The 19,838-nt window shown below is 61.3% G+C and carries 21 protein-coding genes and 1 tRNA gene; 9 read left to right on the forward strand and 13 right to left on the reverse strand.

All coding sequences use genetic code 11. The annotated features are described in order from the left end of the window. Window positions 1-80: 80 nt before the first annotated feature. The 6 genes from ACRY08_RS09600 to ACRY08_RS09625 all read right to left on the reverse strand — a co-directional run bounded on the left by ACRY08_RS09600 (window position 81) and on the right by ACRY08_RS09625 (window position 5,712). The gene (locus ACRY08_RS09600) at window positions 81-776 is read right to left on the reverse strand and encodes an endonuclease/exonuclease/phosphatase family protein (protein ID WP_432449701.1); all 696 of its coding nucleotides are present in this window, start codon (window positions 774-776) and stop codon (window positions 81-83) included. 67 nt (window positions 777-843) lie between these two features. Further along, window positions 844-2,253, reverse strand: coding sequence for a protein adenylyltransferase SelO (locus ACRY08_RS09605; RefSeq protein ID WP_432449702.1), 1,410 nt, complete (start codon window positions 2,251-2,253; stop codon window positions 844-846). Window positions 2,254-2,287: 34 nt separating this feature from the next. Further along, complete coding sequence (locus ACRY08_RS09610) at window positions 2,288-2,734, reverse strand: GNAT family N-acetyltransferase (protein ID WP_432449703.1); 447 nt, start codon at window positions 2,732-2,734, stop codon at window positions 2,288-2,290. Continuing rightward, window positions 2,731-3,669: a nucleoside hydrolase gene (locus ACRY08_RS09615; RefSeq protein ID WP_432449704.1), complete on the reverse strand. Its 939-nt coding sequence runs from the start codon at window positions 3,667-3,669 to the stop codon at window positions 2,731-2,733. The genes ACRY08_RS09610 and ACRY08_RS09615 overlap by 4 nt, the downstream gene beginning before the upstream one ends. A 9-nt stretch (window positions 3,670-3,678) precedes the next feature. Beyond that, window positions 3,679-4,458 (reverse strand): exodeoxyribonuclease III, encoded by a 780-nt coding sequence (xth, locus tag ACRY08_RS09620; RefSeq protein ID WP_432449705.1) that lies wholly within the window; start codon window positions 4,456-4,458, stop codon window positions 3,679-3,681. 63 nt (window positions 4,459-4,521) lie between these two features. Then, window positions 4,522-5,712, reverse strand: a complete 1,191-nt coding sequence (locus ACRY08_RS09625) for an NAD(P)/FAD-dependent oxidoreductase (RefSeq protein WP_432449706.1) — start codon at window positions 5,710-5,712, stop codon at window positions 4,522-4,524. Window positions 5,713-5,853: 141 nt separating this feature from the next. Between ACRY08_RS09625 and ACRY08_RS09630 the strand changes: the two genes are divergently transcribed. After that, window positions 5,854-6,270: a globin gene (locus ACRY08_RS09630; protein ID WP_432449707.1), complete on the forward strand. Its 417-nt coding sequence runs from the start codon at window positions 5,854-5,856 to the stop codon at window positions 6,268-6,270. Between the two features lie 11 nt (window positions 6,271-6,281). On the opposite strand, the gene ACRY08_RS09635 is transcribed toward ACRY08_RS09630, so the two are convergent. Continuing rightward, complete coding sequence (locus tag ACRY08_RS09635) at window positions 6,282-6,617, reverse strand: HesB/IscA family protein (protein ID WP_432450274.1); 336 nt, start codon at window positions 6,615-6,617, stop codon at window positions 6,282-6,284. Between the two features lie 154 nt (window positions 6,618-6,771). Between ACRY08_RS09635 and ACRY08_RS09640 the strand changes: the two genes are divergently transcribed. The 8 genes from ACRY08_RS09640 to ACRY08_RS09675 all read left to right on the forward strand — a co-directional run bounded on the left by ACRY08_RS09640 (window position 6,772) and on the right by ACRY08_RS09675 (window position 14,732). Beyond that, on the forward strand, window positions 6,772-7,914 hold the full coding sequence (locus ACRY08_RS09640) for a deoxyguanosinetriphosphate triphosphohydrolase (protein WP_432449708.1): 1,143 nt from the start codon (window positions 6,772-6,774) through the stop codon (window positions 7,912-7,914). A gap of 67 nt (window positions 7,915-7,981) precedes the next feature. Continuing rightward, the gene (argS, locus tag ACRY08_RS09645) at window positions 7,982-9,703 is read left to right on the forward strand and encodes an arginine--tRNA ligase (protein ID WP_432449709.1); all 1,722 of its coding nucleotides are present in this window, start codon (window positions 7,982-7,984) and stop codon (window positions 9,701-9,703) included. 346 nt (window positions 9,704-10,049) lie between these two features. Beyond that, window positions 10,050-11,117: an SPOR domain-containing protein gene (locus ACRY08_RS09650; RefSeq protein WP_432449710.1), complete on the forward strand. Its 1,068-nt coding sequence runs from the start codon at window positions 10,050-10,052 to the stop codon at window positions 11,115-11,117. A gap of 4 nt (window positions 11,118-11,121) precedes the next feature. After that, window positions 11,122-12,120: a glycoside hydrolase family 3 N-terminal domain-containing protein gene (locus tag ACRY08_RS09655; protein WP_432449711.1), complete on the forward strand. Its 999-nt coding sequence runs from the start codon at window positions 11,122-11,124 to the stop codon at window positions 12,118-12,120. Between the two features lie 28 nt (window positions 12,121-12,148). Then, window positions 12,149-12,943, forward strand: a complete 795-nt coding sequence (locus tag ACRY08_RS09660) for a segregation and condensation protein A (RefSeq protein WP_432449712.1) — start codon at window positions 12,149-12,151, stop codon at window positions 12,941-12,943. A 34-nt stretch (window positions 12,944-12,977) separates the two neighbouring features. Further along, window positions 12,978-13,637: an SMC-Scp complex subunit ScpB gene (gene scpB, locus ACRY08_RS09665; protein WP_432450275.1), complete on the forward strand. Its 660-nt coding sequence runs from the start codon at window positions 12,978-12,980 to the stop codon at window positions 13,635-13,637. A gap of 145 nt (window positions 13,638-13,782) precedes the next feature. After that, window positions 13,783-13,992 carry a hypothetical protein gene (locus ACRY08_RS09670; RefSeq protein WP_432449713.1) on the forward strand — a complete coding sequence of 70 codons (210 nt, stop codon included), beginning with the start codon at window positions 13,783-13,785 and terminating at the stop codon, window positions 13,990-13,992. 56 nt (window positions 13,993-14,048) lie between these two features. Then, the gene (locus tag ACRY08_RS09675; protein ID WP_432449714.1) at window positions 14,049-14,732 is read left to right on the forward strand and encodes a phytanoyl-CoA dioxygenase family protein; all 684 of its coding nucleotides are present in this window, start codon (window positions 14,049-14,051) and stop codon (window positions 14,730-14,732) included. Window positions 14,733-14,738: 6 nt separating this feature from the next. On the opposite strand, the gene ACRY08_RS09680 is transcribed toward ACRY08_RS09675, so the two are convergent. The 6 genes from ACRY08_RS09680 to plsX all read right to left on the reverse strand — a co-directional run bounded on the left by ACRY08_RS09680 (window position 14,739) and on the right by plsX (window position 19,807). Continuing rightward, complete coding sequence (locus tag ACRY08_RS09680; RefSeq protein WP_432449715.1) at window positions 14,739-15,812, reverse strand: 2'-deoxycytidine 5'-triphosphate deaminase; 1,074 nt, start codon at window positions 15,810-15,812, stop codon at window positions 14,739-14,741. A gap of 85 nt (window positions 15,813-15,897) precedes the next feature. Continuing rightward, window positions 15,898-15,974: transfer RNA gene (locus tag ACRY08_RS09685), tRNA-Pro, on the reverse strand. Between the two features lie 111 nt (window positions 15,975-16,085). After that, entirely contained in the window at window positions 16,086-17,252 is a 1,167-nt protein-coding gene (locus ACRY08_RS09690) for a MerR family transcriptional regulator (protein WP_432449716.1), read from the reverse strand. A 62-nt stretch (window positions 17,253-17,314) separates the two neighbouring features. Continuing rightward, window positions 17,315-17,617: an integration host factor subunit alpha gene (ihfA, locus tag ACRY08_RS09695; RefSeq protein WP_432449717.1), complete on the reverse strand. Its 303-nt coding sequence runs from the start codon at window positions 17,615-17,617 to the stop codon at window positions 17,315-17,317. Between the two features lie 130 nt (window positions 17,618-17,747). Next, the gene (locus ACRY08_RS09700; RefSeq protein WP_432449718.1) at window positions 17,748-18,722 is read right to left on the reverse strand and encodes a beta-ketoacyl-ACP synthase III; all 975 of its coding nucleotides are present in this window, start codon (window positions 18,720-18,722) and stop codon (window positions 17,748-17,750) included. After that, window positions 18,719-19,807, reverse strand: coding sequence for a phosphate acyltransferase PlsX (gene plsX, locus ACRY08_RS09705; RefSeq protein ID WP_432449719.1), 1,089 nt, complete (start codon window positions 19,805-19,807; stop codon window positions 18,719-18,721). The genes ACRY08_RS09700 and plsX overlap by 4 nt, the downstream gene beginning before the upstream one ends. Between the last annotated feature and the right edge of the window lie 31 nt (window positions 19,808-19,838).

Genomic DNA, 19,838 nt, shown 5'->3' on the forward strand with positions numbered 1-19,838 from the left:
CGTGTGATCCAAACGCGCCTTGGACGCCTCTTAACATGTGATGCGACGTCGACAAACATGTTGGGCCGCGGCAGATTTATTCAGTCTGTGTCGGTTGGGGTCACGCGCAGTTTCGCCCAGACCGGCAGGTGATCCGAGGCAACCCGCGCGAGTTTCGATTGATCGACGCCTGCATCGCGCAGTTCGACCCCATGGGATGTGGCGATCCGGTCCAGCGCCGCCATGGGGCGCGAGGCATGAAAGGACCGGCCCGGCGCGTGGATGTCAAAATGGGTCTCGAGCGGTTCAAACCCGCGTCGGGGGGACCATTCGTTGAAGTCACCAAGAATGACGGTTGGCAGCTCGATATGGTCAAAATGATGGGCCAGCGCGCGCATTTGCTGGTGTCGATAGGGGCGCAAAAGGCCCAGATGGGTGCCGATCACCTGTAGCTTGCCCCCGATCCCGACCGAAACCGCCCCGCGCGGCTCAAGCCCCGGCAGCTCGACGGTTTTCACGTCATGTATGGTCAGACCGCGGCGCACAAGCACCGCATTGCCATGGCTGCCCAGTGACAGACCGTTGGTGGCAAAGGGCACTGGGGTGAAATCGGTTTCGCTGTCAATCAGGTGAAAGGGCAGGGCAGAGGGGCGCGGGCCAAGCCTGCGGTCGGCTTCCTGCAGCACGATCACATCCGCCTCCAGTTCATTCAACACGTTCAGAACGCGATGCGGGTCGCGGCGGCGATCCAGCCCCACGGCTTTGCGCATGTTATATGTGGCGATTTTCAGGTCCATCACGGGGTTATTGATTTGCAGCGAGTTCGAGGTGCGTGGGGCAGAGATATCATGACATCACGCCCGATCAGGTGCCACAGAATGTGCGCATCACGCGCTGGTCGTCGCGCGGTGGGGTGGCCAGGTCCAGATATTCGGGGGCCGGATCAAAAGGGGTTTCAAGCGCATCGGCAAGGCGGTGGAATGGGGCGTAATCCCCCTGAAGACCCGCCTGAATGGCTTCTTCGATCCGGTGGTTGCGGGGGATCAGGATCGGGTTGGCGCGGGCCATGGTCTGGCTGGGGTCGCCCGGTTCACGCGCGAGGCGCGCCTGCCAGTCCGGCGCCCAGCTGTCCCATGCGTCGGTATCGGTCACATGGGCGCTTGCGTCACCATCGCGCAGGGCCGCGAAGGTTGCGGTGAAATCCGCCTGAGAGCTGGCCATGCGTGACAACAGCCCCATGACCAGCGCCTCGTCCCCGTCTTCTTCGGTTGTGAGCCCCAGCTTGGCGCGATGCAGGTGCTGCCATGCGGCGTTGAAATGGGGGCTGAATGCTTCCAATACCTCTGTGGCCTCTTCGGCAGCGGCGTCAGCGTCACCCTGCATCAGGGGCAAAAGCGACGTGGCCAGCTGGGCGAGGTTCCACAGGGCCATATTGGGCTGGGCATTGAACGCATAGCGCCCGTGCTGGTCGATCGAGGAAAACACCGTGCCCGGATGGTAGGCATCCATAAAGGCGCAGGGGCCATAGTCGATGGTTTCGCCGGACACGGTCATGTTATCGGTGTTCATCACGCCATGGATGAAGCCAAAGCTCAGCCAATGGGCCACCAGTTCTGCCTGAGCTTTCGTGACCGCTGCCAGAAAGGCCATGGGCGTTCTGGCGTCTGGGTGGTGGCGCTGGGCGGCATGGTCCAGCAAAAGGGCAAGCCCCTCGTGATCACCCTGTGCGGCGAAATACTGAAACGTGCCGACGCGAATGTGGCTGGCCGCAACGCGCAGCAGAACGGCACCGGGATAGCGGCGTTCACGCTGAACCGTTTCGCCGGTCAGCGCCGCGCCAAGTGCGCGCGTGGTGGGCACCCCCAGGGCATGCATAGCCTCGGACACGATATATTCGCGCATCACAGGTCCCAGCCAGGCGCGCCCGTCACCATTGCGGCTATAGGGGGTCTGACCTGCGCCCTTCAGTTGCAGATCACGCCGCCCGAAATCCCCCGTGACCTCGCCCAGCAAGATCGCGCGCCCATCGCCCAGCCGGGGCACCCAGCCGCCAAACTGGTGGCCCGCATAGACCTGCGCCAAAGGGTCAGAACCGGGCAAAAGCGCGTTGCCGGTCAGCACCTCTGCGCTCAGCATCTCTGGCTCTATGCCAAGACAACGGGCAAGCCTTTGGTTGAGGCGCAGCGTTGCTGGCGCCGCCACCGGGTCGGGGGATTGGCGGGTATAGAACCGGGCTGGCAATTGGCCATAGCTGTTATCAAGGTCTTGGGGCATCTATACGAAGTCTAACTCTTACGATTGGGGTCCGTCATAACAATTGTGACATCAGATGATAGTGATCGCGCGTTTTGAACCCCATGCGCTCATAAAGATGGCGGCTGCGGGTATTGCCTGTATCGACCTCCAGATGCATTGCGGCAATGCCCTGTCCCGACAGCGCCCGCAATAAAGTGGCCAGCGCCTCGGAGCCCATGCCGCGCCCGCGCACCCGCTCGCGGACGAAAAACTCGTCCAGAAAGGCGTCCAGCCCACCAAATTCGATCGACCAGCCGAAGCTGACCGCGATATAGCCGACGGGGGCCATGCTGGGGCCGATCATCCAGATTGCGCCATGGGGCGAGCCCTGAAGCAGAGGTTCAAGCGCGCCCCGGCGGGTCTCGTCATCCTGCGCAATGCCTTCTTCGGCATGAAACGCGGCCACCAGTTTCATCAGGCGGTCCAGATCGTCCATCGTGGCAAGGCGCAGGCTGCTCATAGGCGGGCGATCCTTTGTGTCAAAAGCTGAAAGAATCCGTCCGCATCCAGATCGCCGATGAATAGCGCGTTGGGCGGGTGATCCGTCACCCCCCACCAAGCGGCGACGGTCATGCCCATGGTCAGTTCCGAGGTGGTTTCGATCTGCACATTGATATGGCGTCCCGAAAAAAGCTCTGGCCGGATCAGATAGGCGATCACGGTGGGGTCGTGCAGCGGTGCGCCCTCTGACCCATATTTGTGAATATCGAACCTCTCAAAGAAGTCCGTCATCTCGGCGACCGCATGGCCCACGTCGCCGGGCAACGCGCGAAAGGCGTCATTGCGCGGTTTGGTGACGAGCGCCTTGTGGGTCACATCAAGCGGCATGACCACAAGGGGCACACCGGATCGGAACAGGATGTCCGCGGCCTGTGGGTCCACGTAGATGTTGAACTCGGCCGTGGGCGTGACATTGCCCACTTCGAAATAGGCGCCACCCATCAAGACGATCTCTTGCACTTTTTCAACAATGTCGGGGGCACGCTGAAAGGCCGTGGCGATGTTGGTCAGGGGGCCAAGCGGGCAGAGGGTGACCGTGCCCGCCGGGTGATCGCGCAGGGTTTCAATGATGAAATCCACCGCGTGCTGGTCCTGAAGCGGCATGGTCGGATCTGGCAGTTCCGGGCCGTCCAGCCCGGTCTTGCCATGCACATATTCCGCTGTGACCAGATCGCGATTGAGCGGCCGATCGCAGCCTGCAAAGACCCGCGTCTCTGGTTTGCAAGCCAGTTCGCAGACGATACGCGCGTTCTTGGCCGTCAACGACAGGGGCACATTGCCCGCCACCGCGGTGATGCCCAGAACCTCGATCTCCTCGGGGCTGGCCAGTGCCAGAAGAATGGCGACCGCATCATCCTGTCCGGGGTCCGTGTCAATGATGATTTTACGCGCCATCTGAATGCCTTACGCTGCCAGCTTTACCCAGATCGGCACATGGTCCGAGGGCTTTTCGCGCCCGCGCACCTCTTTGTCGATCTGGCAGTCTTCCAGCATGTCAGCGCAATCCGGTGACAGCAGGAAATGGTCGATGCGGATACCGTCATTGCGCTGCCACGAGCCGCGTTGAAAGTCCCAGAAGGTGAACTGTTCGGGCGCGGGCGAGCGGGCGCGGAAGGCCTCGGTCAGGCCAAGGTTCAGAAGCTTGCGCCAGGCTTCGCGGCTTTCGGGGCGATAAAGCGCGTCCTCCACCCAATCCTGAGGCCGCGCGGCGTCTTCGGGCTGTGGGATGATGTTGTAATCCCCTGCCATCAGAAAGGGGATTTCCTCGGCCAAAAGCGCTTGGGCGCGGGCGCGCAGACGCTCCATCCACGCCAGTTTATAGTCGTATTTCGGCCCCGGCACCGGATTGCCATTGGGCAGATAAAGTCCGCAAATGCGCACCGCCTGTTCGCCTACCACCGTGGCCTCGATATAGCGCGCCTGTTCGTCCGCGTCGTCACCGGGCAATCCACGCGTCACATCCTCCAGCGGCAGCTTCGACAAAAGCGCCACGCCGTTGAAGCTTTTCTGCCCATGGGTTTCGACATTATACCCTTTGTCTTCAAAGGCTTCGCGGGGGAAGTTCTCGTCAATCGATTTGATTTCCTGCAAGATCGCCACATCCGGCTGCGCCTCGTCCAGCCAGTCCATCAGCGCGGGCAAACGCGCTTTGATTCCGTTGATGTTGAAGCTGGCGATTTTCATGTGGGTCTCTCCGTAGTTGCGGGCACTCTGGGCGCAATCGAGCCCGGGTGCAAGCGTGGGTCGTCAGCTGTCGGCGATATGCTGCCCGGCAGCACGCGCGCTGGCCCAGGCCCATTGAAAGTTGAACCCGCCCAGCCAGCCGGTGACATCCACGCATTCGCCGATGAAATATAGCCCCGGCACGGTCTTTGACATCATGGATTTGCTGTCCAGCCCATCGGTCGAGACACCCCCTAGTGTGACTTCCGCGGTGCGATAGCCTTCGGTGCCGGATGGGGTCAATTGCCAATCAGACAGGCGCGCCACCAGTGCCTCAAGCGCTTTGTCCGACTGATCGGCCAGGCGCTGGGTCAGGTCAACCAGACCGGCCCATTCGGTGGCCAGAAACTCCACCAAACGCGCGGGCAGGTGACGCGACAATTCGGTCGACAGCTGACGACGGCCCGCGCTCTGGCGCTGGGCGCGCAGCGTGGCCAGCAGATCCAGCCCATGGGTCAGGTCGATATGAACACCGCCGCCCGGCTGCCAATAGGACGAGATTTGCAGGATCGCCGGACCAGACAGGCCGCGATGGGTGAACAAAAGCGCCTCTTCAAAGCTGGCGCGATCGTTCCAGACCCGCACGGGCAGCGAAACCCCGGACAGAGCTGAGAACCGCCCATCGGGGAAGGTGAAGGGCACAAGCGCGGCCTGCGTGTCGATGATGTCATGACCGAATTGCCGGGCGATATCATAGGCAAACCCGGTCGCGCCCATTTTTGGGATGGATTTGCCGCCAGTCGCGATGACCAGATTTCGGCAGCGCAGTCGCCCGTGCGATGTGTCCAGCTGGAAGCCCTGCGGCTCTTTTTGCACCGCGCTGACAGTGCTGCCCAGCGACAGCGTTACGCCCGCATCCGTCAGGCGTTGGGTCAACATCTGAACGATCTGCGTGGATTTTTCGTCGCAAAACAGTTGGCCGAGCGTTTTTTCATGCCATTTGACGCCCGCCTGATCGACCAATGCCACGAAATCCCAAGGCGTGTATCGCGCCAAAGCGGATTTCGGGAAATGCGGGTTTTGACCAAGAAAATTGGACGGTTCCGCATACATATTGGTGAAATTGCAACGCCCGCCACCCGAGATGCGGATTTTCTCTCCCGGCTTCTTGGCATGGTCCATCACCAGCGTGGGACCAGCCGCTGCCGCGAAAGGCGCGCAAAAAAGCCCCGCAGCGCCTGCGCCGATGATGATCGTGTGCCAATCCGTGTTCATGCGTGCCTCGTAACGGGTTCAGCTCCGAGGGGGAAGGAAATTGCGGCGAGGGGACGATTTTCTGCCGCTTGGTGAGAACTTGTTAACCCTAATCCGTCAAGTTTGAGACAAATCGGAAACACGGGGAAAGGAACCGCTGCCATGGATCATCTTATTCGTTCACAATGCCAACACTCGCTGGACCTTCTTGTGGGGCGCGAGGATGCGTTTGCGCAGGCGTTCTTTCCGCTGCTCTTTCAACGTGCTCCGCAACTTAAGAGCTTGTTTCCAAAAGGGATTGACGACCCAATGGTGCAGTTGGATGTGTTGTGCCAGATGATGATTGCCTTTGTCGGAGACGAAGAGGCGCTGCGCACCGGCATGCGCGTGATTGGCTTTCGGTTGGCCATGCGTGGCATGCAGATGGACTATTGCGAAGTGATGGCCAACACCTTTGTCGGGGCGTTGAAGCGCCAGCTGGGCAATTCATGGCAAAGCGATTTCGCCTATGCATGGCGCATCATGAAAGAAGAGGCGCTGACCGCGATGGAGGATGGTGCCGGGCTGATGGCCGCGTAAAGGCGCGCCGATTAGATCGAAAAAGATGTGCCACAGCCGCAGGAGGCGCTGGCATTGGGATTGTCGATCACGAAGCGCGCCCCGATCAGCTCTTCGCTGAAATCAATCGTGGCGTTGGCAAGGAAGGGCAGGGACACCTCGTCCACCACCACCTGTTCGCCTTCACCTTCGCCTGTGCCTGCCAGCACAAGGTCGCCTTCGGCCGGGTCATCCAGTGCGATTTCATATTGAAAGCCGGAACAGCCACCCCCTTCGACCGCCACGCGCAGCGCTTTGCCCTGCGCGCCCGCGCCGATCTCGGCCAGACGGGCAAAAGCCCGGTCAGTCACTTTTGGGGGCAGGGTCAGGTCCATGGGAAATCCGTTTCATGTTCACGCCAAAGGGAATATAGGTGGGCAGGACGGGCGCGACAAGACGCCTCTATAGATATCGGGACAGACAGACGATGATGCGGGGCGGGACCCCCGCCCATGGTCGCAGTGACAGGCAAAGGGGGCACCTATGCTCGCCGTTTATGCAACAACGCCCGGTGGCAGCCGGGGACGGCTTCACCCAGAGGCGGAAAGCGAATTTCGCGAACCTTTTCAAAGGGACCGGGACCGGATCATTCATTCGTCGGGGTTTCGCAGGCTCAAACATAAAACGCAGGTTTTTGTAGAGCATGAAGGCGACTATTTCCGCACACGCCTGACCCATTCCATCGAGGTGGCGCAAGTGGCGCGCACGATTGCCGGTGCATTGGGGCTGAACGGGCATCTGACCGAGGCGGTCGCTTTGGCCCATGATCTGGGCCACACACCATTTGGGCACACGGGCGAAGATAAGCTGGATGAGTTGATGGCCCCCTTTGGTGGCTTCGATCACAATGCACAGGCTCTAAAAATTGTCACCTCGCTGGAGCGTCACTATGCGGATTGGGATGGGTTGAACCTGACATGGGAGACGCTCGAGGGCATCGCCAAGCACAATGGCCCGGTTACGGGTGATCTGCCCTACGCGCTGGCCGACTATGACGCGCGCCATGATCTGGAACTGTCGACCCATGCGGGCGCCGAGGCGCAGGTGGCGGCTCTGGCCGATGACATCGCTTACAACAATCACGACCTGCATGACGGGTTGCGTGCGGGCTTGTTCACCATGGATGAGATCGCTGATTTGCCGATAGTGGGAGCCGCGATTGCCGAGGTCGATCAGCGCTACCCCGGACTGGATGCTGGGCGGCGGCGGCACGAGGCGCTGAGGCGCGTTTTCGGGGTGATGGTCGAAGATGTGCTGTCCACCTCTGCCCAACTGTTGAAATCGGCAAACCCCCAATCTGTCGAAGATATCCGCGCGCTGGATCATGCGGTGATCCGCTTCTCGCCCGCGCTTTGGGCTGATCTGAAAGTGATCCGGAAATTCCTGTTCACCCGCATGTATCGCGCGCCTTCGGTGGTTGAGATGCGCGAGAGGGTCACGCAGGTCGTGGCCGATCTTTTTGGGCATTTCATGGCGCATCCGATGGGGTTGCCTGACGAATGGTGCCGCGAGATTGAGGCGGCGGCGGATGAAACGGCGCTCGCGCGGTTGGTGTCGGACTACATCGCCGGGATGACGGATCGTTTCGCGTTGCAGGAACACAAGCGGCTGGGGCTGGGCGGATAGATGCGCGCGGCTTGACCTTTAAGGTGGGGCTGGTAGGAGTGCGCGCGAGACATGAAGGACCCATGACATGAACCTCTTTGCCGATATCCGCGCGCTTGTGATCGATGCCCTGACCCAGATGGTGGGCGAGGGCGCTTTGCCCGAGGGGCTGAGCTTTGACAATGTGGCCGTTGAACCGCCGCGTGATCCGGCCCATGGCGATATGGCGACCAATGCCGCGATGGTTCTGGCCAAGCCTGCCAAGATGAAGCCGCGCGACATCGCGGACGTGCTGGCCGCCAAACTGGCGGCGGACGAACGCATTGAGGTGGCCGAAGTGGCCGGGCCGGGCTTTTTGAACCTGCGCCTGTCGGGCGATGTCTGGACCGGGCTGGTAACGGGCGTGTTGTCCGATGCTGGCTATGGCCGCTCGACCATGGGGGCGGGGCAGAAGGTGAATGTGGAATATGTGTCCGCAAACCCGACCGGTCCTTTGCATGTGGGTCACACGCGCGGCGCCGTGTTCGGCGACGCCTTGGCAAGCCTTCTGGAGTTCGCCGGTCACAACGTGACGCGGGAATATTACATCAATGACGGCGGCGCGCAGGTCGATGTTTTGGCCCGCTCTGTGTATTTGCGCTATCTTGAAGCGCATGGGCAGGAGGTCGCTTTTGAAGATGGCACCTATCCCGGCGACTACCTCGTCCCCGTTGGCGAGGCGCTGAAGGCCAAGGTGGGGGACGCCTTTGTTGGCAAACCCGAGGCCGACTGGCTGGTCGAGATCCGCGAGTTCGCAACTGAGGCGATGATGGATCTGATCCGTGAAGATCTGGCGCAGCTGGGCGTGAAGATGGATGTCTTTTATTCCGAGAAGTCGCTTTACGGCACTGGTCGGATCGAAGGCGCGCTGGAGACGCTGACCGATAAAGGTCTGATCTACGAAGGCGTGCTGGAGCCGCCCAAAGGCAAAAAGCCCGAGGATTGGGAGCCGCGCGAGCAGACCCTGTTCAAATCCACCGAACATGGGGATGACGTGGACCGCCCGGTCAAGAAGTCGGACGGCAGCTGGACCTATTTCGCGCCCGATATTGCTTATCACTATGACAAGGTTGAACGCGGGTTCGACGCGTTGATCGACGTGTTTGGCGCCGATCACGGTGGCTATGTGAAACGGATGAAGGCCGCGGTTTCGGCCTTGTCGGATGGCAAAGTGCCGCTGGATATCAAGCTCACGCAGCTGGTGAAACTCTATAAAAACGGTGAACCTTTCAAGATGTCGAAACGCGCGGGCACCTTTGTCACGCTGCGCGACGTGGTGGATCAGGTGGGCGCGGATGTGACCCGCTTTGTGATGCTGACGCGCAAGAACGATGCGCCTTTGGATTTTGATTTCGACAAGGTGCTGGAGCAAAGCCGCGACAACCCCGTCTTTTACGTGCAATACGCCCATGCGCGTGTGCAATCTGTGCTGCGCAAGGCGGCCGAGCAGGATATCGCTCTGACCGACACGCCCCATCTGGAAGACGAGGCCGAGCTGGCCGTGGCCAAGAAACTGGCCGAATGGCCGCGTCTGGTCGAGATCGCCGCACGCACCCATGAACCCCACCGGATTGCCTTCTATCTGTATGAATTGGCATCAGAATTCCACGCCTTGTGGAACCGTGGGAATGACAAGCCAGAGCTGCGCTTCCTGCAGGATGGCAAGAAAGACTCATCTGCGGCAAAAATTGCACTGCCGCGTGCAGTGGCCGTTGTCATTTCGTCTGGTTTGGGTATTTTGGGCGTCACTCCGGCTGAGGAAATGCGCTGAGACAAGTGTGCCTCGGTCCGGTTGAGCAGATCAGAAAACCGGACCGGGACCACGAAGAGCCATAAGGCCAATGTCCCCTAACCGGATGTGAGGCAAAATGGCAGACGCAAACTGGGGGCAGGGCGCCCCGCAGGCTGGATTCTACACTTCCCAACAGCAGGCCCGAAAGCAGGCAAGCGCAACGCCCGCATATGGTGGCGGTCATGCGCCGCAGCACGCCGCGCCGTCGCATTATGTGCATCCCGCTCATGGCGGACCCGCGCCGCACCCTCAACCGACGCAAGCGTCAGCGGGGCATCCTGGTTCACAGGCCGCGTATCAACAGGCAAACCCGCATGCAGTTCACATGGCCCATGCCCCTCAGGGGCAGTCGGCAGCCATGCAAGACCCCTATCATGGTCACTTCAATGGTCATGGCGGGGCAAGTGATGCCCCGAAACCCGCGCGCGCGGCCGCGCTGGGCGGTATGCTGAACTACGCTGGCGCGGCATTGTCCGTGGCGCTGGTCGTTGGGCTTGGGGTCTGGGGCTACAAGCTGGCGATGCGCGACGTGACCGGCATTCCGGTTGTGCGGGCTTTGGAAGGACCGATGCGCGAGCAACCTGTCAATCCGGGCGGGCAGAGCGCTGCCCATCAGGGGCTTGCCGTGAATGCGGTTCAGGCTGATGGGCAGGTGTCTGAAACTGCCGATCGATTGGCGTTGGCGCCTCAACCCGACGCGCTTGGCGACGAAGACAGCCTGGGCGCTGCCGTGGCGCGCACCGATATTGACACAACAGGGCTTGGCCCGATGGAGGCGCCTGCGATTGAGCAGGCTGCCATGCAGAGCGCGACGCCCGTTCCCGCGCCTTCTGGCCCGGCATCAGACCCCGTGGCTGAAGCGCTTGCGCTGGCCGAACAATTGACACGCGATGCAGCACCGCTTTCCGGTGCCACGGGCACGGCAGAACCAGAGGTTGTCGCCGCCCTTGTGCCAACCCCCGCGCCCGCAACGAATGTGATCCCAGCCAGCGTGCCCGGTGTGCATCAGTCGCCGCGCCCGGCAGGCCGCCCCGCGTCACTGGATACGACACAAGTGACGCAGGTGTCCGCTTCGGCCAATGCGGCGGCCGCGGCTGCTGCGATTGCGACCGTAAAGGACGTCGCACCTGAAAAAATCGCGGCTGGCACACGACTTGTACAGCTTGGCGCTTTCGACAGCGCAGAGGTGGCACGTGCAGAATGGGACAAGCTGTCAGGTCGCTTTGAGGACTATATGACAGGCAAATCCCGCGTCATCCAGCAGGCACAATCCGGCGGCAAGACCTTCTATCGTCTGCGCGCCATGGGCTTTGCCGATCTGGCGGATGCGCGCCGGTTCTGTTCGGTTCTGATGGCTGCCAAGGCCGCCTGCATTCCGGTTGTGACCCGCTGATCCCATGTCAGAGCAGGGCGCATATATCTTTGGCTGCGAGGGGTTGGTCCTCTCGCGTGCCGAACGGGATTTCTTCGAACGCGCCCAGCCCTGGGGCTTTATCCTCTTTGCTCGCAATGTAGACACGCCCGACCAGTTGCGCGCCCTGACGGCCGAGCTGCGCGGGGCCGTTGGGCGCGATGTGCCTATATTCATAGATCAGGAAGGTGGACGCGTGGCCCGGATGGGCGCGCCGCATTGGCGCGAATGGCTGCCCGCGCTTGATCAGGTGGACCTGAACCCGCGCGAGGCGGTGCGCTCGCTTTACCTGCGCTATCGTTTGATTGCCGACGAGCTGATGGCGGTTGGGATCGACGGAAATTGCGCCCCACTGGCCGATATCGCGACGCCGAACACACATGCGGTGTTGCGCAACCGCTGTTACGGCGACGACGTGGTGAAAGTGGCCGAACGGGCCATGAGCGTGGCGCAGGCGCTGCTGGATGGTGGCGTGTTGCCGGTGGTCAAGCACATCCCCGGACATGGTCGCGCAACACTGGACAGCCATCTGGAACTGCCTCGGGTGAAGGCCCGGTTCAAGGAATTGGGCTGGACCGATTTCATGGCGTTTGAACCTCTGGCGGGTCTGCCACTGGGCATGACGGCTCATATCGTTTTTGAGGATATCGACCCGGAGCATCCGGCCACGCAAAGCCCCGGTATGATTGCCCTGATCCGTGAAAAGATCGGGTTTGGCGGGCTTTTGATGACCGATGATATCTCGATGCAGGCGCTTGATGGGGCGCTTTCCGTGCGGGCGCGTCAGGCGCTTCGGGCGGGATGCGATGTTGTTTTGCATTGCAATGGCACCGTGGCGGAAATGGAAGAGGTCGCCGATGCTTGCGGTAGGCTCTCTGAAAACGCGCAAACCCGTGCCCAAACGGCGCTTTCGTGGCGCAAACCACCCGTTCCCATTGACATTGAGGCGCTTGAGGCCGAATTTCAGAGCCTGATGATCGGTTGATCCATTTATTCAGGCGGCCCGGGCAGCAATGAGCGATACGGACAGTTTTCAGGCGGATGACATCTCTGTCAGCGACCGGCTTGCGGCCGAGGCGCTGATTGTGGACGTCGAGGGCTATGAGGGGCCGCTTGACCTGTTGCTGACCCTGTCGCGCACGCAAAAAGTCGACCTGCGCAAGATCTCGGTCCTGGAACTGGCGGTGCAATATCTGGGCTTTGTGGAAAAAGCCCGTCATCTGCGCATTGAACTGGCGGCAGATTATCTGGTTATGGCGGCGTGGCTGGCTTTTCTGAAATCCCGCCTGCTTTTGCCGCCGGACCCCACCGAAGAAGGCCCCTCTGGCGAAGAACTGGCCGCGCATCTGGCGTTTCAGCTGGAACGCCTGCAAGGCATGCGCGATGCGGCGGCCAAGCTGATGGCGCGGGATCAAAAGGGCCGGGACTTCTTTGCCCGCGGCCTGACCGAAGATGTGACCCGGGTGCGCCGCGTGACCTATACGGCCACGCTGTTGGACCTGATGCAGGGCTATGCGCGCATCCGCACCAAGGACGAATTTCGCCCCTTCGTGATGGACCGCGACGCGGTGATGACGATGGAACAGGCGCTCGATCGGATGCGCGGGCTGATCGGCTATGCGGGCGACTGGACCGAGCTGACATCCTACCTGCCCGAAGGGTGGGAGGCAGACCCCGCCAAGCGCCGCTCGGCCATGGCGGCCAATTTTGCCGCCACGTTGGAAATGGCCAAACGGGGCGAACTTGAGCTTAGGCAGGGCGAGACTTTTTCGCCCATTCAAATCCGCAGGAAATCAGATGACGGATGATGTGACACCAAACGAATTGGACGATATGCCCAAGATGCCGCGCGTGGCGCCTGCGCCCGGGCAGGAGGACAGCCTTTTCGAGGCCCCGCCGATGGCTGAACAGGAGCGTATGGTCGAAGCCGTGCTTTTCGCCTCGGCCGAACCGGTGACCGCGCGCGAGCTGGAAGAGCGCTTGCCCCATGGCTGTGATGCGGCCGAAGCGCTGGTGCATCTGCGCAAACGCTATGAAGGGCGCGGTGTGGCGGTGGTGAAAGTGGGCGATGCCTGGGCCATTCGCACAGCGCCTGATCTGGGCTATCTGATGCAGAAAGAAACGGTCGAGACGCGCAAACTGAGCCGCGCGGCGATCGAAACCTTGGCCATCATCGCCTATCATCAGCCCGTGACCCGCGCCGAGATCGAGGAAATCCGCGGTGTGTCCGTCAGCCGAGGCACCATCGACCAACTTATTGAAATGGAATGGATTCGCTTTGGCCGCCGCCGCATGACACCGGGCCGCCCGGTGACATTTGTGGTCACGCCCGGCTTCTTGGATCACTTCGGTCTGGAAAGCGCACGTGATTTGCCGGGACTGAAAGAGCTGCGCTCGGCCGGGCTGTTGGAAAGCCGCCCGCCGCCCGGTGCGATGCCCGGCCCACATAGTGACGAGGAAGAGGAAAGCGCGGAAGGCCAGTCCGAGCTGTTCGAGGACTGATCCACAGCGCTCGACAGCGGCGCGCCTGCGGCACACAGCATGTCGCGCGCGCGGAAGCGCGCTCGGGCGGGCGTGGGTTGAACCCTGCCGTGAAAATGCCCAAATTGTCCTATATACTGCTCTGCGAGCAGGAAAGGAGGCGGTCATGAACGCCAACCAAATCATCAACATGGTCATCCGTATGGTGACCCGGCGCCTGATCAACACGGGCGTGAATACGGGCATTGATATGGTGTCGCGGCGCGGAAAGTCCAAAGAGGACATGACGCCCGAGGATCACGCCCGCGCCCAACAGGGCAAGGATATTGCCAAACGCGCGCGTCAGGCGCGCCGGGTCACGCGACGTCTGTTCTGACGCTAACATGTTGGGCTGGCGAGAGATTGCAGGCTTGGGGTCAAGAGGGTGCCAGCATGCAGGGATTCCCAAATAGCAAATCCTTCGAATTCGAAAAGCGTGGCCATCTTTGGTTGCGGAGCGCTTTGTCCGATAGTCAGCTGGCTCCATTCGATGTTATTGCTGATCAAAACCACCGTGCTGGTCAGCGTTTACCTGCGAAAGGTGCGGAACTGCGCAAGGTTCTGGCCCCGGATGCTCCGTTGCAGCAGCTGATCAACAAGATCGACACACAAGCACAGCCTGTTCGCGCTGTTGTGTTTAACAAGATTGAAGGCGCAAACTGGGGTGTCCCATGGCATCAGGACCGGGTAATATGTGTCGATCAGCGGCAAGATGTCCCAGGCTTTACCAACTGGACTGAAAAGGCTGGCGTGGTGCATTGTGAGCCACCCGTCGAACTGCTGCGCCAGATGCTGTTTGTACGTGTTCATTTGGACGATGCCGACGACCAGAACGGGGCGATGCAAACGGCCATAGGCAGCCATGCGCTGGGATTGGTTCCTTCCGAGAAAGCTGAAGCGGCGGCTTCCAGTTTTCCAATTGACTCGGGCGATGCGCAGCGAGGGGATGTGTTGATTATGAACATGCTAACCCTGCACGCGTCGAAACCGGCAGTGAGGCAGTCCAGCCGCCGGGTCTTTCGGTTTGACTATGCGGGGTTTGACCTACCAGCGCCTTTGCGATGGGCGACCAGCTAAGTGGCGCTATCGGAAGTGTTTCGACAGCTTCAGGCCTTGGCCCTGATAGTTCGACTTGATGTCGACCCCGTAAAGCGCCTCTGGCACCGCGCTCATGGTTTCATAGACCAGCCGCCCGACAACCTGCCCGTGCTCCAGCACGAAAGGCGCCTCGTGGCAGCGGACTTCCAAGACGCCGCGTGACCCCGACCCGCCAGCGGCGTCATAGCCGAAGCCGGGGTCAAAGAAGCCTGCGTAGTGCACGCGGAACTCGCCGACCATGGCCAGGTAGGGGGCCATTTCTGCGGCGCAATCGGGCGGGATGGCAATCGCTTCGCGGCTGACCAGAATATAGAATGCGCCCGGGTCAAGGATGATGCGGCCTTCGGTGGTGCGCACTTCCTCCCAGTAGTCGGCGGGGTCGTAGTGAGCCAGCTTCGACAGGTCCACGACGCCGGAATGGCGCTTGGCGCGATAGCCAACCAGATCGGTGCCCTCGGGGCGCAGATCAACCGAAAAGCCCAGCCCGTCCGAGATTACGGGATCGCCCGAGACGATGGGGCTGCGCGCATGGACCGCGCGCAATTCGTCATCCGACAGAATGGTCTTGCCCTGCCGGAAAATGATCTGGGTCAGAAGTTGGCCGGGTTGGGCCACCACCGAAAAGCTCTGCGGGCATAGTTCGGCGTAAAGCGGGCCGTCATAGCCCTCCGGCACGCGGTCAAATTCAATGCCCTGATCGGTGATCACGCGGGTCATCAGGTCCAGCCGTCCAATCGAGCTTTTGGCACTGGCGGCGGCGGTCATACCCTCGGGCAGGCGCAGGCGCTCCATCAGGGGAATCACATAGACGCAGCCCTTTTCCAGCACCGCGCCGCCGGTCAGGCTCAGCGCGTGCATGGTCAGCGCTTCCAGCCGCTCGGCAACGGTCGAGTTTTTGCCCGGCAGGAAGGAGGCGCGCACGCGGTAAGCCTTGTCCCCTAGGCGCAGATCAAGTGAAGCGGGCTGGATTTGTTCGTTCAGGATCGGCGAGCTGGCCGCAATGCCGCCCTCGGTGATCATCTGCCGGATCTGGTGATCGGCCAAAACCCCGGTTTTCATGCGCATCCTCCCCTGAACGCTGTCAGTCCGCCAAGCGGCAGATACAAAAACACCCGCCCGATGACCGGGCGGGCGGTTTTGAATTTGGTCGGGCTAGCAGGACTCGAACCTGCGACCTTCCGTCCCCCAGACGGACGCGCTACCAGGCTGCGCCATAGCCCGACTGAGGCCCTTACATAGTGATTTTCTCGGGCAGGGCAAGCAGGAAAAGAGGGGATATTCGTCATTCTTCAACCTCTTTCAACCGACAGGCCGAAACCTGCGGTGGATTGCTTATCCCATGCGCTTGGAAACCGCTTCCATACGGGTCGACAGGGTCTGGGCGCGATCAGAAAGTGCCTGCAATGTTGCCAAAGACAGCGCGACTTGCCCGGCGCGGGCGGCCCGCAGACGATGGGTCAGTATTGCGGCGTCTTCAACAGACACATCCCCGTCCTGTGGGTCCGCCGCGATATGTGAGATGTCGATCGCGGTTTCTTGTGCAGCCTCTGCCGGTGCATCGGGTGCCGGGCTCTCCGGCATGGGCGGGGCCGCCGCCGTCTGTTCCGGGGCAGGTGTCGTGTCTGGTGTCGGCGCAGCGTCGGTGACGGGGGCAGGTTGTTCGGGCGCGGTGGTTTGCACTTCCTCCAGCGCGGGCGCCCCTTCGAGAGCTTCCGACGTGTCTACCGTGTCCCCATCACCTTCAAATGAAAGCTGGCCGTTTTCGCCAAGGGAAGGCAGTTCGGCTGCGGGCGGCTCCGCGTCTATGGCGCTGTCATTTGTGGGCGTCTCAACCGTGGGCATCTCGCCTTGCACGGCAACCTCGGCCAGCGGCGGCTCTGCCTCAGGCAGGTCGGGTGCTGTCTCGAGCGGGGCTGCGGGTGCCGCAGGAGCGACATCCGGTTCAGCCTCGGCCGTCACCTCGGGCGCGGGCGCGGCTTCTGGAACCGGATCGGGCAGGGGGGCCGGCTCCGGATCAGGTGTCGCAGCGTCCAAAACAGGCGCTTCCGGCGCGCTTTCGGGAGGCGTTTGGGCAGGTTCAACCGCGTCGTCGGCAACCGGCTCAGGCTCAGGTTCTGAAATTGGCTGCGCTACAGGTTCCGGTGCTGGGGCCGGGTCTGCAAGCTCGGGCCGCTCCAAAGGCACCACATTTGTCTCTGGCTCTTCGCGCATCTCGTCGCTGTCAAGCGACGGGGACAGGGAGGCCACGTGTTTCACGCCCTCCTCACGCAGCAGTTTTTGCACCCCGCGAATGGTCAGCCCGTCTTCATGCAAAAGCTTTCGGATGCCGCCCAGAAGCTCCATGTCGGCAGGGCGATAGTACCGGCGCCCGCCGGCCCGCTTCACAGGCTTTACTTGCGAAAATCGGCTTTCCCAAAAGCGCAGCACATGGGTGGGCACGCCCAACCAATCGGCCACTTCGCTGATTGTGCGAAACGCATCGCGAGACTTCTTGTCCATCTTTAAAAACTGCCTGTTTTACAGGGCGTTATCGGGTTCTCCGACGCCGTGGCGTGCCTGTTTCAGCCTTTGTTGCCGTTGGACACGCGGTCTTTCATCAGATGTGAGGGGCGGAAGGTCAGAACCCGCCGCGGCAGGATCGGAACCTCTTCGCCGGTTTTGGGGTTGCGGCCCACGCGGGCGGCTTTGTCGCGGACCGAGAAGGTGCCGAAAGAAGAGATTTTCACGCTGTCGCCCTTGACCAGAGCGTCGGACACGTGACCCAGCACAGTCTCGACCAATTGGGCGCTTTCATTGCGCGACAATCCCACCTCGCGAAACACGGCTTCGCTCAGATCCATGCGCGTCAAAGTCTTTTCACTCATATCATCCCCCTGAATTCATTTCAGGAAGCATGGTCGGTTTGATTTTCCGAGTCAATATCAATGGCTTGGGAAAGCCAATGAATAGGTGTTCCCCGCGCGATGCGGGCATGCGGGTTAAAAAGGGGGGCGCTTACCAGCGCAGCACCACCGCACCCCAGGCCAAACCACCACCGATGGCTTCGGTGACAAGAAGGTCGCCTTGTTTGATCTTGCCTTCGGCCATGCCCACCGACAGTGCCAGCGGGATCGAGGCGGCCGATGTGTTGCCGTGGTCCTGCAGGGTGACAATCACGCGGTCCATGGGCACGCCCATCTTCTTGGCAGTGCCCTGAATGATGCGGATATTGGCCTGATGCGGGACGATCCAGTCCACATCATCATCGCCCAGACCGACTTTTTCCAAAGCCGTTTCAGCGGTTTGCGTGAGTTTCCCCACGGCCTGACGGAACAGCGGGTTGCCTTGCATGCGCAAATGGCCCGAGGTTTGTGTGGTCGACACGCCGCCATCCACATAGAGCATCTCGCGCATCCGGCCGTCGGAATTCAGGTCGGCGGACAGGATGCCGCGATCCGTGGTGTCGCCGCTGCCCTCTTCGGCCTCCAGCACCAGCGCACCGGCGCCATCGCCAAACAGCACACAGGTCGCGCGGTCGCTCATGTCCAGGATGCGCGAAAACGTCTCGGCCCCGATCACCAGCACGCGTTTGGCCTGACCTGACAGGATCAGCGCATTGGCATTGGTCAGGGCAAAGACAAAGCCCGCACAGACCGCCTGTACGTCAAAGCCAAAACCGCGCGTCATGCCCAGCTCGTTTTGCACCATGGTGGCGACGGACGGGAAGGTCAGATCCGGGGTCGAGGTGGCCAGCACGATGGCGTCAATGTCATCAGGCGCCAGCCCGGCATTGGCCAGTGCGGCAAGCGCCGCTTTGGCGCCCATTTGAGATGTGGTTTCACCCTCGGCGGCGAAATGGCGACGTTCGATGCCTGAACGGGTGCGAATCCATTCGTCCGATGTGTCGACCTTGTCTTCGAAATAGGAATTGGGGACCACGCGTTCAGGCAGATAGTGCCCAACGCCCTTGACCACGGCGCGTATTGTCATGCTTGCTGCTCTTCTTGCGGGCTTTCCGTCGCGGCATCTTGGCGCTTTGCGTCGGCGGATGCAACCCGTGCGGCGAGCTTCTGGTTGAAACCCGATTCGGCCAGCGTGAAGGCCAGTTTGATCGCCGCCGACATGCCCGTGGCATCTGCCGACCCGTGGCTTTTCACCACCGTCCCATTCAGGCCCAGAAACACGCCGCCATTGTTGCGGCGCGGGTCCATGCGTTTTTGCAGGCGTTTCAGGGATGTCATCGACAAGAGCGCTGCGATCTTGGACAGGGGCGTGGCGTTGAACGCATCGCGCAGAAAACCCGAGATCAGGCTGGCGGTGCCTTCGCCGGTCTTCAGCGCCACGTTGCCGGTGAACCCATCGGTCACGATCACATCAACCCGGTCCGAGGGGATATCGACGCCCTCGACAAAGCCCACGAAGTCGATATTGGCGCGTTCGGCGGCGTTTCCGATCAGCTCATGGGCGCTTTTCAGCTCGGCCCGGCCTTTATGTTCTTCGGTGCCCACGTTCAAAAGCCCGATGCGGGGCCGGGCAAGGCCCAGACCGTTGCGCGCATAAGAGGCACCCATCATCGCGTATTGCAAAAGGTCCGTGTCATCGGCACGCACATCTGCACCCACATCCAGCATCACGTTGAACCCGCCGGGATTGCGCGAGGGCCACAGGCAAGCGATTGCCGGGCGGTTCACGCCGGGCAGCTTCCTGAGCCGCACCATGGACAGAAGCATCAAGGCGCCGGTGTTGCCGCAGCTGACGGCCACGTCAGCTTCGTGGTTGCGCACCGCGTCGATGGTGGACCACATGGATGTGTTCTGCCCGTTGCGCATCACGTAAGAGGGTTTGTCCTCCATCGTGACAACCTCGTCCGCATGGCGAATTTCGCACACGTCCGACAGGCCCGGTTTGCGGGCGACCAGCTTTTCAAGTTCGGGTTTATTGCCGTGCAGGATGAACCCGATGGCCGGGTTCTTGTCCGCAGACAGCGCAAGACCGGCAACAACCGCTGCCGGTCCGTGGTCGCCGCCCATGGCGTCAACCGATACAATCGTGCGTTTGGGGGCGTCCATTGTCATTCTTCATCCCATGCTCGGGGATTTTCTGACA

It is taken from the genome of Aliiroseovarius marinus (assembly GCF_050881025.1).
GTDB lineage: Bacteria > Pseudomonadota > Alphaproteobacteria > Rhodobacterales > Rhodobacteraceae > Aliiroseovarius > Aliiroseovarius marinus_A.